General features: G+C 62.1%; 12 protein-coding genes. 1 reads left to right on the top strand and 11 read right to left on the bottom strand.

What is annotated here, in order from left to right; all coding sequences use genetic code 11:
* Positions 1–246: 246 nt before the first annotated feature.
* The 3 genes from OCK01_RS11210 to OCK01_RS11200 form a co-directional block, all read right to left on the bottom strand.
* The gene (locus tag OCK01_RS11210; RefSeq protein WP_263823994.1) at positions 247–1,041 is read right to left on the bottom strand and encodes an ATP-binding cassette domain-containing protein; all 795 of its coding nucleotides are present in this window, start codon (positions 1,039–1,041) and stop codon (positions 247–249) included.
* Between the two features lie 13 nt (positions 1,042–1,054).
* The gene (locus tag OCK01_RS11205) at positions 1,055–2,368 is read right to left on the bottom strand and encodes a sugar ABC transporter permease (protein WP_263823993.1); all 1,314 of its coding nucleotides are present in this window, start codon (positions 2,366–2,368) and stop codon (positions 1,055–1,057) included.
* A 191-nt stretch (positions 2,369–2,559) separates the two neighbouring features.
* Complete coding sequence (locus OCK01_RS11200) at positions 2,560–3,600, bottom strand: substrate-binding domain-containing protein (protein ID WP_412179000.1); 1,041 nt, start codon at positions 3,598–3,600, stop codon at positions 2,560–2,562.
* 222 nt (positions 3,601–3,822) lie between these two features.
* On the opposite strand from OCK01_RS11200, the gene OCK01_RS11195 reads away from it, so the two are divergent.
* On the top strand, positions 3,823–5,082 hold the full coding sequence (locus OCK01_RS11195) for an ROK family transcriptional regulator (RefSeq protein WP_263823992.1): 1,260 nt from the start codon (positions 3,823–3,825) through the stop codon (positions 5,080–5,082).
* 215 nt (positions 5,083–5,297) lie between these two features.
* Here OCK01_RS11195 and OCK01_RS11190 read toward each other — a convergent pair whose 3' ends face one another.
* The 8 genes from OCK01_RS11190 to chvE form a co-directional block, all read right to left on the bottom strand.
* On the bottom strand, positions 5,298–5,711 hold the full coding sequence (locus OCK01_RS11190) for a type II toxin-antitoxin system VapC family toxin (RefSeq protein ID WP_263823991.1): 414 nt from the start codon (positions 5,709–5,711) through the stop codon (positions 5,298–5,300).
* The gene (locus tag OCK01_RS11185) at positions 5,708–5,959 is read right to left on the bottom strand and encodes a type II toxin-antitoxin system Phd/YefM family antitoxin (RefSeq protein WP_263823990.1); all 252 of its coding nucleotides are present in this window, start codon (positions 5,957–5,959) and stop codon (positions 5,708–5,710) included. Before OCK01_RS11185 ends, OCK01_RS11190 begins: the two co-directional genes overlap by 4 nt.
* A 105-nt stretch (positions 5,960–6,064) precedes the next feature.
* Positions 6,065–7,804: an L-arabinonate dehydratase gene (araD, locus tag OCK01_RS11180; protein WP_263823989.1), complete on the bottom strand. Its 1,740-nt coding sequence runs from the start codon at positions 7,802–7,804 to the stop codon at positions 6,065–6,067.
* 28 nt (positions 7,805–7,832) lie between these two features.
* Positions 7,833–9,266, bottom strand: coding sequence for an aldehyde dehydrogenase family protein (locus OCK01_RS11175; protein ID WP_263823988.1), 1,434 nt, complete (start codon positions 9,264–9,266; stop codon positions 7,833–7,835).
* A gap of 51 nt (positions 9,267–9,317) precedes the next feature.
* Positions 9,318–10,313, bottom strand: a complete 996-nt coding sequence (gene araD1, locus OCK01_RS11170) for an AraD1 family protein (protein ID WP_263823987.1) — start codon at positions 10,311–10,313, stop codon at positions 9,318–9,320.
* An 85-nt stretch (positions 10,314–10,398) separates the two neighbouring features.
* Positions 10,399–11,619, bottom strand: a complete 1,221-nt coding sequence (mmsB, locus tag OCK01_RS11165; protein WP_182828551.1) for a multiple monosaccharide ABC transporter permease — start codon at positions 11,617–11,619, stop codon at positions 10,399–10,401.
* On the bottom strand, positions 11,619–13,154 hold the full coding sequence (gene mmsA, locus OCK01_RS11160; RefSeq protein ID WP_182828550.1) for a multiple monosaccharide ABC transporter ATP-binding protein: 1,536 nt from the start codon (positions 13,152–13,154) through the stop codon (positions 11,619–11,621). The genes mmsB and mmsA overlap by 1 nt, the downstream gene beginning before the upstream one ends.
* A 122-nt stretch (positions 13,155–13,276) precedes the next feature.
* Positions 13,277–14,341 carry a multiple monosaccharide ABC transporter substrate-binding protein gene (gene chvE / locus OCK01_RS11155; RefSeq protein ID WP_263823986.1) on the bottom strand — a complete coding sequence of 355 codons (1,065 nt, stop codon included), beginning with the start codon at positions 14,339–14,341 and terminating at the stop codon, positions 13,277–13,279.
* Positions 14,342–14,410: the final 69 nt, after the last annotated feature.

Raw genomic sequence — 14,410 nt, 5'->3', positions numbered from 1 at the left:
GGGGCGCAGTCGCCCCGCCTGGCGCTCGCCGGTCGCTGAAATTTCAGCTTATGACGGCCAGGACACAAGGCGTTTGCGGCCGCCAGCCCCTAGTCGATTGAAAGCGAAGCGCTTTTTCTCACATCCGCGCGCGGCGTCTCCGGTGATGGCGGTGGATCGTTTCGGACGAATCGGCGCAAACAGCGCCGAAACAGCGAGAGGGCGCGGTCTCCCGCGCCCTCTGATCTGGCCAACGATGTTCGAGCGTCAGCTTTGCATCGCGCCCGGGCCGGGCTCGGCGCCCGGCGGGCATTTGCCGAGAATGATCATGCCGAGCACTTCGTCCTTGGTCACATCCTCGGTGCGGGCATGACCCACCACGCGGCCGTTCTTCATCACCGCCACGCGGTCGGCGAGGTCGAAGACGTCATGGATGTCGTGGCTGATCAGGAAAATGCCGATGCCATCCTTCTTAAGCTCCTTGATGAGCTCGCCGACCTGCGCGGTTTCCTGGGGCCCGAGCGCCGCAGTGGGCTCGTCCATGATCAGGATGCGGGCGTTGAACATGATGGCGCGGGCAATGGCCACTGATTGGCGCTGGCCGCCCGAAAGCGCCTTCACCGGCTCCTTGAAACGGCGGAAGTTGGGGTTCAGCCGCCCCATGACCCGGCGGGCCTCCGCTTCCATCGCCACGTCGTCGAGCGTGCCCCATTTGGTGAGGATCTCGCGGCCGAGGAACAGATTGGCGGCGGCGTCGACATTGTCGGCGAGACCGAGCGTCTGGTAGATCGTCTCGATGCCCACCGCCTTGGCGTCGCGCGGGTTCTGGATGTCGACCTTCTCGCCATTGATGAAGATCTCGCCGTGATCGCGCTTATAGGCGCCCGACAGCATTTTGATGAGGGTGGACTTGCCCGCGCCGTTATGGCCGAGCAGCGCCACGACCTCGCCGGGGAACAGATCGACCGAGGCGTGGTCGACGGCCCTGATGCCGCCGAAGGCGATGGAGATGTCCTTCATCTCCACGAGAGGCGTACCCGCCGGCTTTTGATAGATACCCATGACGGATCCTCCCTTACTTGGCGTGGCGGCGATAGACAGTGTCGACATAGACGGCCAGGACCAGCACGCCGCCAACGACCATGTTCTGGATGGCGGCGTCGAAGCCGACCAGAACCATGCCCGAATAAAGCGACTGCATGACCAGAGCGCCGATCATCGCGCCATAGATGGTGCCGGAGCCGCCGGCGAGCGACGTGCCGCCGATAACCGCCGCGGCGATGACATAGAGTTCGTCATTACGGCCGAGATCGGCGGTGGCGGCCTTGAGGCGCGCCGACGATATGGCGGCGGCGATACCGACGAGGAAACCCATCAGCGTGAAGATGAGCATGGTCAACCGGCGGGTGTTGATGCCGGCGAGGTCCGCCGCCTCCGGATTGCCGCCCATGGCGAAGACATAGCGGCCGAACTTGGTGCGCGTGGTCATGAAGGTCATGGCGAGCACCACGGCGAGCGCGATGAGAACCGGAATGGCCCAGCCATGGCCGACGACCAGCGTCGCCGGATCGAGATTATGGGCCGCGGCATATTGCTTGATGATGCCCTTCGGCCAGGGATAGGAATTCATCACATAGGTCGCGGCGAGGATGACCAGCATCGAGACGCCGCCGATGAAGAATTCCGCCCAGGTGGGACGCATGGGGAAGCCGAAGCGGGCGCGCTGCTTGCGGGCGCCCGTCAGCATCCAGGCGACGCCGACGCAGGCGACCACGGCCACGACCCAGCTGGCCGTCGTGCCGATCGAACCATAAGGGCCGCCGCCGATCAGCGAGAAATTCTCATCGATCGGCGCGATGGTTTCGCCGCGCGCCACCAGCCAGGCCGCGCCGCGCCACACCAACAGGCCGCCCAGGGTGACGATGAAGGAGGGAATTTCGAGATAGGCGATCAGATAGCCCTGGAAGGTGCCGATGATCGAGCCGACGATGAGGCCAAAGATCACCGTGATGATCCAGATGGCGGGATGGCCGATGCCGAGCCAGTTTGGCAGCACCCAGACCTGCAGCACCGCCATCATCATGGCGGTGACGCCAAGCATGGCGCCGACCGACAGATCGATATGGCGGGTGACGATGATCAGCACCATGCCGGTCGCCATGACCGTGATGGCGGCGGTCTGGACCGACAGATTCCACAGATTGCGCGCGGTCAGAAAGTTGCCGGCGCCATTGGCATACGCGCCATAGACGTGAAAACCGATCCAGATCAGCAGCAGCGCGCCGATCATGCCGATCATGCGCGTGTCGATCTCGGTGGCGCGCAGGAATGTTTTGAAAGGTCCTTCCTGCTGTAGCGCAGGACCTGTGGTGGATTGCACCTGGCTCATAATTTGCTCCCTGTTCCCGCCCGCTTATGAGTTGGCCCAGGCAGGGCCCTTATCCGGGGAAACGCGCTCTCGTGATGGGCCGCTGGCATTTGCGTGTGCGGCGAGGAGCGCAGCCGCATGGGTTGCGTTCTGTTCTCTTGAAAACGCGCCGCCCCGAGGGGGCGACGCGCGATTGTGCGGAAATGGACTGCTTATTTGCAGACCGCGACGGAACCAGCCTTCACGCCAGCGCAGACGGTGGCGGCGTCAACCCAGCCCGCGTCGATGACGAGGTTGAGGTTGTCCTTGGTGATCGGGGTCGGGTTCAGAAGAACCGCGTTCATCTCGACCTTGCGAGCGCCGTCCTTGAACTTGGCCACGTTCGGCACGTCTTCCATGGACTTGCCATCGGCGAGCATGAGAGCGGCTTCGGCGGCGAGCTTGCCGAGAGCGCGGGAGTCCTTCCAGATCGACACGAGCTGAGTGCCCTGGGCCACGCGGTTCAGAGCGGCCTTGTCGCCGTCCTGGCCGGTGACCGGAACAGCGCCAGCCAGACCCTGGGCCTGGAGAGCGGCGACGACGCCGCCGGCCATGCCGTCGTTTTCAGACAGAACCGCGTCGACATTGTTGTCATTGGCGGTCAGGATCTGCTCCATGTTCTTCTGGGCGTTTTCCGGCTTCCAGCCGTCCGACGACGCTTCGCCGACGATCTTGATCTTGCCGCCGTCGATATTCGCCTTCAGCACTTCCATCATGCCGTTGTAGAGGAAGGTGGCGTTCGGATCGCCCGGGTCGCCCTTGATGACGGCGAAGTTGCCGCTATCCTTGACCTTGAGCATTTCCTTCGCCATCAGACGGCCGACGCCGACATTGTCGAAGGTCATGTAGAGAACCGAGGGATGCTCGATCTGCACGTCGTAGGCGATCATCGGAACGCCTTCGGAGGCGGCCTTTTCAACGGCCGGCATGATGGCTTCGGAATCGTAGGGAACGATCAGCAGCACGTCGGCGCCCTGGGACATCAGCGATTCGATGTCGGTCAGCTGCTTGGCGGCAGAGCCCTGCGCGTCGGCAGAGATGTACTTGTCGCCATTGTCCTCGACGATTTTCTTGATGACGGCTTCGTCCGTCTTCCAGCGTTCTTCCTGGAAAATCTTCCAGGACACGGCGACGGTCTTGCCGGCGGCCATGACCGGGCCGGCGACGGACATGGCAAAGACTGCGCTGGCGAGCGCAACTGCAAACTTCTTCATATTGTCCTCCCGATGCGTATCGCATCAACCGATTGCAGCCGATCCGGTTCTTCTCCTAATCCCCAGACCGACCGTTGCGAACCCTATTTTTTCGAGGGTCGAAAAAAAGAGTGACTCACATCTTCGCCTGTGTCAAGATGTATTTCAAATCGATTAAGCGCTGCATTGCACTGTGATTTTGCTAGCGCATGATCGGTTTTACCAGTGGGAGGAGCTGGTTTCATGTCTATCATCGTGCGCCAGGACGACGTCCGGCGGCAAAATCAATTTGGCGTTCTCATGGCGCTCAGGCGCCATGGCCCAATGTCCCGCACAGAACTGAGCGCGGAGACAGGCCTTTCCGCGTCCACCGTCACCGTGATCACCAACAGCCTGATGGAGCGTGGCGCCCTGTCGGCGGATCCGATTGCGGAAGCCGGAGCGCAAAGGCGGGGCCGGCCGCAGGTTTCGGTGCGCCCTCGCCCTGCGCACGCCACAATCGCCGTGGTGTTTGTCGGCCTCAACACCATCCAGACGGCGCTTGCCGATTACAGCGGCCAGGTCTTCGCGTTCGAGACGCGCACGATCGCGACCAAGCGGATGACCGCCGAAGCGCTCGGCCGCGAAGTGACCGGCTTCCTGGGGGAGATGCTCGACAAGCACGCCGGTGACGCCGGACCGCTGCTGCGCATTTCGGCGGCGGTGGAAGGCATCGTCGACGCCGACCGCAAGACGCTTCTGTCGTCGCCGGTCATCGATCTCATCAATGTGCCGCTGGGCCAGTATCTCGAAGACCGCTTCGGCGTAGACGTCGAGATCTCCAACGAAAGCAACATGATCGCCGAGGCGCTGCATTGGCGCGCGCCCGAACGCTATGGCGCGAATTTCGCCACTGTTCTCCTGTCGACCGGCGTCGGCATGGGGCTCTACATGGACGGACGGATGTTTTCGGGCGTGCGCTCCTCGGCGGTGGAGTTCGGCCACACCAATTTCCGCCCCGACGGCGCGCTCTGCCGCTGCGGTCGCCGCGGCTGCATCGAGGCCTATGCCGGGACCTATTCGCTGTGGCGGGCGGTGCGCGGGGTGCCGGAGACGCAATTGCTCGAGGAAGATCCGCCGGCGGATGCGCTGCAGACCCTGATCGAGGCGGCCCGCGCCGGCGAAGGGCCGGAACGACAGGCGTTCCGCGAGGCCGGCAAGGCGATCGGCACAGGGCTTTCCAATGTCTTCACGCTGTTCGACCCGATCCCGCTGGTCTTCACCGGCCCCGGCATCGCCGCGATGGAATTCATGGAAGACAGCATACGCGAGGCGCTGTCGCGCGCCTGCTTCGGCCAACCGGTGCCGATCAGCGTCGTGGACAGCTATCTCGACTATCGCGCGCTGATCCGCGAGGGCTGCCTGATGCGGGCGCTGGTGTTTCTCGACGAGAGCCTGCCCGACCAGGGGGATGCGCGCGACCGGCGCGACGGCCCGCAGCAACAGGCCTCTTCGGCGCTCTGACATCAGGAGCGCCGATCGTCCCTGAGTACAAAAACAAAAAAAGGCCAGGTTTTTCACCTGACCTTCCCTGGCATCCAACGATCGACAGCGCCAGTACATCCGTGGTCGCCGGATCGTTCGATGCAATTCCTGTAACCGTCTGTAATGACAGTTTCACAACAACCTGATTAATAAATGGTTAATCAGGGGAAAATTTCAAGGGGAAAGAGGTTTTTTTATTGGCGGGCATCGAGCGCGCGCACATGACCGGCCTGTGCATAGGAAAGAATCGCGCGATCTGCCGTCATCAATGTGGCGTCGAGGACACGCGCACTGGCAACGATGATCCGATCGGCTGGATCGGCGTGAAAGGTCCCCGGCAGCCTCACGCTTTCGAGGGCGATCTCCGGGGTGAGAGCGACAAGCTCCAAGCCGTCGAGCCCTTGGACCGCCGACAACCAGACGAATAGCTCCTGTCGCAACAGCAGCCTGCCCCTTTCCGCCAACATTGCTATTTCCCACGGTGTTATCGCGGAGATCTTAACGGCGGCGGCGCTCAATTCCCTGTCGATGGCGGCGCGCGCCAATGGTCCCAAACGATCACTTTCCTCAACACCCCAGACAAGCACATGGGTATCGAGCAAGATCATCGATTGGCGTTCCAGACGTCTGGTTCGATCGCAGGGGAATCTGGGTCGTCGTAACGAAGGACGGAGCCTTTCAAAGCCCCAACAAATGAACGGCGCGGAGGCATATCGGCAAGCGGCGCTACTGAAGCGACTGGCCTGCCGCTTTTAATCACGATCAGCGTGTCTCTTGTTTCGTTGATCTCCTCGATCAACTCCAGACAATGATCCCTAAATTCCGTGGATCCGACTTGCCGCGTCTTCATCGCCATCTCCCGGTTCCACCACAATGTATTCTCTTGGCGCCGAAAGGCAATATCGAGACACAAAACGGCCCGGACATTGCCGCCCGGGCCGTTTTATCGAGATCGAAAAACTCAGTGGCTGTCCTTGCCCACCGCGCTGCCGCGACATCCCTTGAGGAAGTCGAGGTCGGCGCCGGTGTCGGCGCCCTGCACATGCTGCTGGTGGAGCCAGGCATAGCCCGATTCCGGCAGTTCGTGGTGCGGCTTCCACTCGGCCAGACGGCGCGCCAGCTCTTCCTCGGAAATATCGAGGTGCAGGCGACGGTTCGGCACATCGAGCTCGATGAAATCGCCATTCTGGACCACGGCCAGCGGGCCGCCGACTGCGGCTTCCGGCGAGGTGTGCAGGACCACGGTGCCATAGGCGGTGCCGGACATGCGGGCGTCGGAGATGCGGACCATGTCGGTGATGCCCTTCTTGAGCACCTTGGGCGGCAAGCCCATATTGCCGACTTCGGCCATGCCCGGATAGCCCTTGGGACCGCAGTTCTTCATGACCATGACGCAGGTCTCGTCGATGTCGAGATTGTCGTCGTTGATCTTGGCCTTGTAGTCATCGATATCCTCGAACACCACGGCGCGGCCGCGATGGACGAGCAGGCTCGGCGTGGCCGCCGAAGGCTTAAGCACCGCACCTTTGGGCGCGAGATTGCCGCGCACCACGACGATGCCGCCCGACTGCGTCAACGCCTTCTCGGCCGGCAGGATGACGTCCTCGTTCCAGTTGACGACGTCCTTGACCTCGTCCCAGACGGTTTCGCCCGACACGGTCAGCGCATCCTTATGCAGCAGGCCGGCTTCGCCGAGACGCTTCAGGACCACCGGCAGGCCGCCCGCATAGAAGAACTCTTCCATGAGATATTTGCCCGACGGCATCAGGTTGACGATGGTGGGCACGTCGCGGCCGCAACGGTCCCAGTCGTCGAGCGTCAGATCGATGCCGACGCGGCCAGCCATGGCGAGCAGGTGGATGACCGCGTTGGTCGAGCCGCCGATGGCCGCATTGGTGCGGATGGCGTTCTCGAAGGCCTGCTTGGTCATGATGTCGGACGGCTTGAGATCGTCCTTGACCATCTGCACGATGCGGCGGCCGGTGAGCTGCGCCATGACCTTGCGGCGCGAATCGACGCCGGGGATGGCGGCGTTGCCCGACAGCGCCATGCCGAGCGCTTCGGCCATGGAGGCCATGGTCGAGGCGGTGCCCATGGTGTTGCAGGTGCCCGAGGAACGGCTCATGGAGGCTTCCGCTTCCAGGAACTCGGCCTGGGTCATCTCGCCGGCCTTCACCATTTCCGAGAACTTCCACAGATGCGTGCCGGAGCCGACGCGCTCGCCGCGGAAATAGCCGTTGAGCATCGGACCGCCGGTGACGACGATCGACGGCAGGTCGACCGAAGCCGCCGCCATCAAGAGCGACGGCGTGGTCTTGTCGCAGCCGACCATCAGCACGCAGCCATCCATCGGCTGGCCGCGGATGGTCTCTTCAATCGAGAGCGCCGCCAGGTTGCGATACATCATCGCGGTCGGACGGAAGGTGTTTTCCGACGCGGAGAACACCGGCACTTCCATCGGGAAGCCGCCGGCTTCCCAGATGCCGGCCTTCACCTTTTCGGCGAGTTCGCGCAGATGCCCGTTGCAAGGCGTCATGTCCGACCAGGTGTTGAGGATGCCGATCACGGGGCGACCGTCGAACAGGTCGTGCGGATAGCCCTGATTCTTCATCCAGCCGCGATGGTAGATGACGTCACGGCTCGTGCCGCCATACCATTCCTGCGATCTCAGTTTGCGCGGCCATTCAGCTTTCTTTTTCATCGTCTCGTCCTTTGCCGAAAACCGGTCCTCAAGCCAATGTGTAGGCTGTCTTGACGGAGGTGAAGAATTCGGCGGCGTATTTGCCCTGTTCGCGGCTGCCGAAGGACGAGGCCTTACGACCGCCGAACGGCACGTGGAAATCGACGCCGGCGGTCGGCAGGTTGACCATCACCATGCCGGCTTCCGCATTGCGCTTGAAATGCGTCGCATGCTTGAGGCTGGTGGTGGCGATGCCCGACGACAGGCCGAAGATCGTGTCGTTGGCGACATGCAGCGCCTCTTCGTAATCCTTGACGCGGATGACGGCCGCGACCGGTCCGAAGATTTCCTCGCGCGAGATGCGCATGTCGTTGGTGGCTTCGGTGAACAGCGTCGGCTGAAGATAGAAGCCCGGGTTTTCGCGTTCGATGACGTCGCCGCCGAATGCGAGATTGGCGCCTTCCTGCCGGCCGATGGCGATATAGTCGGTGTCGGTCTTGAGCTGGCGGGCGTCGACCACCGGACCGATATGGGTGCCGGTCTTCATGGCGTCGTCGACCACGAGCGTCTTCAGACGTTCGGTGAGCGCGGCGACGAACTTGTCGTGGATGCCTTCCGTCACGATGATGCGCGAGGACGCCGTGCAACGCTGGCCGGTGGAGAAGAAGCCCGAATTGGCCGCCGCTTCGACGGCAACGTTGAGATCGGCGTCGTCGAGCACGACGAAGGGGTTCTTGCCGCCCATTTCCAGCTGGAACTTGCGGTTATGCTCGATGGAGGCGAGCGCCACGCGCTTGCCGGTGCCGGTGGAGCCGGTAAAGGTCAGGCCCGACAGCAGCGGGCTGTCCAGCATGACCTGGCCGATCACGGAACCCTTGCCCATCACCAGGTTGAGCACGCCCTTGGGCAGGCCGGCGCGGTGCAAGATATCGACGATCGCCCAGGCGCAGCCCGGGACCAGTTCGGCCGGCTTGAACACCACCGTATTGCCGTAGCAGAGCGCCGGCGCGATCTTCCAGGCCGGAATGGCGATCGGAAAGTTCCAGGGCGTGATGATGCCGATGACGCCGAGCGGATCGCGGGTCATTTCGACGCCGATGTTCGGACGCACCGACGGCACGGATTCGCCGGTCAGCCGCAGCGCTTCGCCGGCGAAGAAATCGAAAATCTGCGCGGCGCGCATGACTTCGCCAATGGCCTCCGGCAGCGTCTTGCCTTCTTCCCGGGCGAGCAATGCGCCCAGTTCGTCCTTGCGGGCGAGGATCTCGTCGGATGTTTTACGCAGGATGGCGTGGCGCTGCATGATGCCGGAGCGCGACCATTCCGGAAACGCCGCCTTGGCGGCTTCGATGGCGGCCTGCATGTCGGCGGCGCTGCCCGACGCATAGTGACCGACCACTTCATTGGTGTTGGACGGGTTGATATTCTCGACGGCTTCGGCGCCGACCCATTCGCCAGCGATAAGGTTCTGGTGCAATGTCATGACGATAGTCTCCTTTTCGAGCGCAGCCCAACGGGCCGACGGCTCCTTCGATTACAGAATGCGGACGGAAACGGGCTGTTCGTCCGCAATCTTCAGCGGGTTGCGCAGCGCGAGGCCGAAATCCGGGGCTTCGATCTCGAACACGTCGCCCGGCTCGGGCTTGACACCTTCGGCGAAGGACAGCGTGGCCGTGCCGAACATATGCACATGCACTTCGCCCGGCTGACGGAACAGCTCATATTTGAAATGGTGATATTCGAGATTGGCGAAAGTGTGGGACATGTTCGCTTCGCCCGACAGGAAGGGCTTCTCGAAGATCACCTGATCGCCGCGGCGGATGCGCGACGTGCCGCGAATGTCTTCCGGCGGCGCGCCGATGCGGATTTCCGGACCGAAGCTGGCCTGACGCAGCTTGGAATGGGCGAGGTAGAGATAGTTGATCCGCTCGGTGACGTGGTCGGAAAACTCGTTGGAGACAGCGAAACCGACGCGGAACGGCGTGCCGTCCTCGCCGATCACATAGATGCCGGCCATTTCGGGCTCTTCGCCGCCATCGAGCGCGAAAGAGGGCGAGGTCAGCGGCTGTTCGGGAGACACGGCCTGGGTGCCGTTGCCCTTGTAGAACCATTCCGGCTGCACGCCCTTTTCGCCCGCCTTCGGCTTGCCGCCCTCGAGGCCCATCTTGAACATCTTCATCGAGTCCGTCAGGGTTTCCTCGGCGGCTTCGGACGTCTTCTTGTGCATGGCGTCGCGAGTGGCGGCCGAGCCGAGATGCGTCAGGCCCGTGCCGGTCAGATGCAGGTGCGCCGGATCGGGATGGGTGATCGGCGGCAGGAAGCGCTTCTCGTCGCGGACCTGAATGAGATCGATAACATTAGCAAAACCGAAAGAAAGGACCACGTCCTTCAACGACTTGCCCTCGGACGCCGCCTGCATCGCGAGCCGGTAGACGCTTTCGGCGCCCTTGACGATGCGGGCTTCGCCGCCCAGTTCGCGGGCGACCACAGCCATGTCGCCATCTTCAGTCTTGATCTGCGAAATCAGCACGATTTATTCCTTTCGCAAGCATATCTCATATGGGGTGGCCCGCCCGGGGCATAAAGACCGTCCGGGCGGGAAATCGGCGAAGGGCTCAGCCCTTGCGCTTGTTGTAGACGTCGAAATAGACGGCCGCGAGCAGCACCAGGCCCTTGACGAGCTGCTGGTAATCGATCGACAGGCCCATGATCGACATGCCGTTGTTGAGCACGCCCATGATGAAGGCGCCGACCACGGCTCCGGTAATCTTGCCGACGCCGCCGGAGGCCGAGGCGCCGCCGATGAAGCAGGCCGCGATGACGTCGAGCTCGATGCCGACGCCGGCCTTCGGGGTGGCCGAGTTCAGGCGGGCGGCGATGATCATGCCGGCGAGACCGGCGAGCGCGCCCATATTGACGAAGGTCAGGAAGGTCAGCCGCTCGGTGTTGATGCCGGAGAGCTTGGCCGCCTTCTCGTTGCCGCCCATGGCGTAGATGCGGCGGCCGATGGTCGAGCGCGTGGTCACGAACATATAGAGGCCGATCAGCACCGCCATGACGACGAGCACGTTCGGCAGACCCTTATAGGTGGACAGCTGGAAGCCGAGATAGACAGCGACGATCGCGGTGACGCCCATCTGCACCAGGAAGAAGGTGAAGGGTTCGTTTTGCGAGCCATGCTGCTCATTGACCGAACGGGTGCGGAAGCCGCTATAGATCATGAAGGCGACGGCGGCCAGGACGACGATCAGCGCGAACCAGTTCTTGATCAGGCTGGTCGAGGGGTCGGAGACCAGAAAGCCGAAGAAATCGGGCATGAAGCCGGTGGAGAGAACCTGGAAATCCTTCGGGAACGGGCCGAGGGGACGGTTCTGCAGCACGAGATAGGTCAGGCCGCGGAACACCAGCATGCCGGCCAGCGTGACGATGAAGGCCGGGATCTTCTGGTAGGCGACCCAGTAGCCCTGGGCGGCGCCGACGAGACCGCCGATGATGAGGCAGAGCGGCACCACGATGATCGGGCTCAACTGCCACTTCACCAGCATGATGGCGGATATGCCGCCGATGAAGGCGACGATGGAGCCGACCGACAGGTCGATATGACCGGCGACGATGATCAGCAGCATGCCCAGCGCCATGATGACGATGAACGAATTCTGCAGCACGAGATTGGTCAGGTTGACCGGGCGGAACAGCACGCCGCCGGTGATGACCTGAAAGAACAGCATGATGACGACGAGCGCGATCAGAAGCCCGTATTCGCGAATGTTCTTGCGGAAATAGGCGCCGAAGGACACCTCGTTGGATGCGGTGGTCGTGTTGTTTTCCGAGACCATTAGTGTTTCTCCCCGGAGCGCATGATCGCGCGCATGATGGATTCCTGGCTTGCTTCCGCCTTGGAAAGCTCGGCGACGATGCGTCCTTCGTTCATGACGTAGATGCGGTCGCAGGTGCCGAGCAGTTCAGGCATTTCCGACGAGATCATCAGAATGCCTTTGCCCTCGGCCGCCAGTTGATTGATGATGGAGTAGATTTCGTATTTCGCGCCGACATCGATGCCGCGGGTAGGCTCGTCGAGGATCAGCACTTCAGGATTGGTGAACAGCCATTTCGACAGCACGACCTTCTGCTGGTTGCCGCCCGAGAGGTTCACGGTTTCCTGATAGATCGAATGCGAGCGGATGCGCAGCTTGCTGCGATAATCCGTGGCGATCTTCGATTCCTGCCGGTCGTCGATCACGCCCATCGAGGATACGCCGTCGAGATTGGCCAGCGTGGTGTTTTCCTTGATGTTGTTGATCAGCACGAGCCCGAGATGCTTGCGGTCTTCGGTCACGTAAGCGAGGCCGGCGTCGATGGCCTTGGGAATGGTTGTCACATCCACCGCCTTGCCGTGCATCAGCACGTCGCCGGTGATCTTGTGGCCCCAGGAACGGCCGAACAGGCTCATCGCCGTTTCCGTGCGCCCTGCGCCCATCAATCCGGCGATGCCGACGACTTCGCCGGCGCGGACGTTAAAATTGACGTCATGCAGGAATTTACGGTCGCGATGGTTCTGGTGATAGACGTTCCAGTTCTTAACCTCGAGGATCGTCTCGCCGATCGGCACGTCGCGCGGCGGATAGCGATCCTCCATGTCGCGGCCGACCATGCCCTTGATGATCGTATCCTCGCTGATGTCTTCCTTGTGACAATCGAGCGTGCCCACGGTTCCGCCATCGCGCAGAATGGTGATCTGGTCGGCGACCTTGCGGATCTCGTTGAGCTTGTGGGAAATGATGATCGAGGTCATCCCCTGACGGCGGAACTCCATGAGGAGTTCGAGCAGCGCGTCGGAATCCTTTTCGTTGAGCGAAGCGGTGGGCTCGTCGAGGATCAGCAACCGCACCTTCTTGGACAGCGCCTTGGCGATTTCCACCAGCTGCTGCTTGCCGACGCCGATATCGTTGATCAGCGTGCTGGGCGATTCCTTGAGACCGACCTTGTCGAGCAGGTCCTGGGTGCGCGCAAACGTCTGCTGCCAGTTGATCACGCCCTTTTCGGCGATCTCGTTGCCGAGGAAAATGTTTTCCGCGATCGACAGAAGCGGCACGAGCGCCAGTTCCTGGTGAATGATGATGATGCCGAGATGTTCGCTGTCGGAGATCTTGCCGAAGCGGCGCGCCTCCCCATCGAACAGAATTTCGCCGTCGAACGTGCCTGCGGGATAGACGCCGCTCAGCACTTTCATAAGGGTCGACTTGCCAGCGCCGTTCTCCCCAACCAGCGCGTGGATCTCGCCTTGGCGGACCTTGAAGCTCACGTCGTTCAGGGCTTTCACGCCCGGAAACGTCTTGGTGATGCCCCGCATTTCCAGAATGATTTTATCCATGTTGCTTTTTCCAGCACCAGACAGACGCGAGATGCGCCGGGCCGGGCGACATTCAGGGGTCCCATACTATGTGAGAAAGGGTCCGCAAGAGCTGCGGACCCCAAATACCGTCAGACGCGGGATCAGTTGTTGATCTGGTCTTCGGTGTAGTAGCCGGCGCCGACGAGGACGTCCTTGGCGTTGGTCTTGTCGACCGCGACCGGCTTCAGGAGGTAGGACGGAACGACCTTGACGCCGTTGTCGTAGGTCTTGGTGTCGTTGACCTCAGGCTCCTTGCCCGACATGATGGCGTCGACCATGCCGACAGCAACCTTGGCGAGTTCGCGGGTGTCCTTGAACACGGTCGAGTACTGCTCGTTGGCGAGAATGGACTTCACCGACGGCAGTTCGGCGTCCTGACCGGTGACGACAGGCATCGGCATGTCGCCGGAGCCGTAGCCCACGCCCTTCAGAGCGGAGATGATGCCGATGGAGAGGCCGTCATAGGGCGACAGAACGCCGTCGACCTTGGCGTCGGTGTAGGTCGAGGACAGCAGGTTCTCCATGCGAGCCTGGGCGACGGCGCCGTCCCAACGCAGCGTGCCGACCTGGTCCATGCCCATCTGGCCGGACTTGACGACGATCTTGCCGGAATCGATCAGCGGCTGCAGAACCGACATGGCGCCGTCATAGAAGAAGAAGGCGTTGTTGTCGTCGGGCGAACCGCCGAACAGTTCGACATTCTTCGGAGCGGTCGCGCCGTCGAGCTTCAGGCCTTCGACGAGCGAGGTCGCCTGGAGAACGCCGACCTGGAAGTTGTCGAAGGTGGCGTAATAGTCGACATTGCCGGAATCGCGGATGAGGCGGTCGTAAGCGATGACCTTGACGCCGGCGTCATGGGCCTTCTGCAGAATGTCGGACAGCGTGGTGCCGTCGATGGCGCCGATCACGAGCACTTTCGCGCCCTTGGTGACCATGTTTTCGATCTGCGACAGCTGGTTCGGAATGTCGTCGTCGGCGAACTGCAGGTCCGGGGTGTAGCCGGCTTCCTTGAACAGCTTCTCCATGGTCTCGCCGTCGGAGATCCAACGGGTGGACGTCTTCGTCGGCATGGAGATGCCAACCACGCCCTTGTCGGCGAATGCCGGGGCGACGAAGGTCGCGACAGACATGGCGGCTGCGGCGAGCAGCGAAGTAATGAGTTTCATAAAGGTTCTCTCCCTGGTTCATGAAACAGCCAACAAAGCCGGCTGTCGGCGAAACACTGGGAGGTATAG

Source organism: Rhizobium sp. TRM95796, from assembly GCF_025779995.1.
Classification (GTDB): domain Bacteria; phylum Pseudomonadota; class Alphaproteobacteria; order Rhizobiales; family Rhizobiaceae; genus Rhizobium_E.
This window is presented reverse-complemented; position numbering and strand designations above follow the sequence as displayed.

Bases quoted from the DNA above. Each gene is read 5' to 3' on its own strand.
- OCK01_RS11210 (WP_263823994.1), bottom strand. From the start codon at position 1,041: ATGGGTATCTATCAAAAGCCGGCGGGTACGCCTCTCGTGGAGATGAAG.
- OCK01_RS11205 (WP_263823993.1), bottom strand. From the start codon at position 2,368: ATGAGCCAGGTGCAATCCACCACAGGTCCTGCGCTACAGCAGGAAGGA.
- OCK01_RS11200 (WP_412179000.1), bottom strand. From the start codon at position 3,600: ATGAAGAAGTTTGCAGTTGCGCTCGCCAGCGCAGTCTTTGCCATGTCC.
- OCK01_RS11195 (WP_263823992.1), top strand. From the start codon at position 3,823: ATGTCTATCATCGTGCGCCAGGACGACGTCCGGCGGCAAAATCAATTT.
- OCK01_RS11190 (WP_263823991.1), bottom strand. From the start codon at position 5,711: ATGATCTTGCTCGATACCCATGTGCTTGTCTGGGGTGTTGAGGAAAGT.
- OCK01_RS11185 (WP_263823990.1), bottom strand. From the start codon at position 5,959: ATGGCGATGAAGACGCGGCAAGTCGGATCCACGGAATTTAGGGATCAT.
- araD (WP_263823989.1), bottom strand. From the start codon at position 7,804: ATGAAAAAGAAAGCTGAATGGCCGCGCAAACTGAGATCGCAGGAATGG.
- OCK01_RS11175 (WP_263823988.1), bottom strand. From the start codon at position 9,266: ATGACATTGCACCAGAACCTTATCGCTGGCGAATGGGTCGGCGCCGAA.
- mmsB (WP_182828551.1), bottom strand. From the start codon at position 11,619: ATGGTCTCGGAAAACAACACGACCACCGCATCCAACGAGGTGTCCTTC.
- mmsA (WP_182828550.1), bottom strand. From the start codon at position 13,154: ATGGATAAAATCATTCTGGAAATGCGGGGCATCACCAAGACGTTTCCG.
- chvE (WP_263823986.1), bottom strand. From the start codon at position 14,341: ATGAAACTCATTACTTCGCTGCTCGCCGCAGCCGCCATGTCTGTCGCG.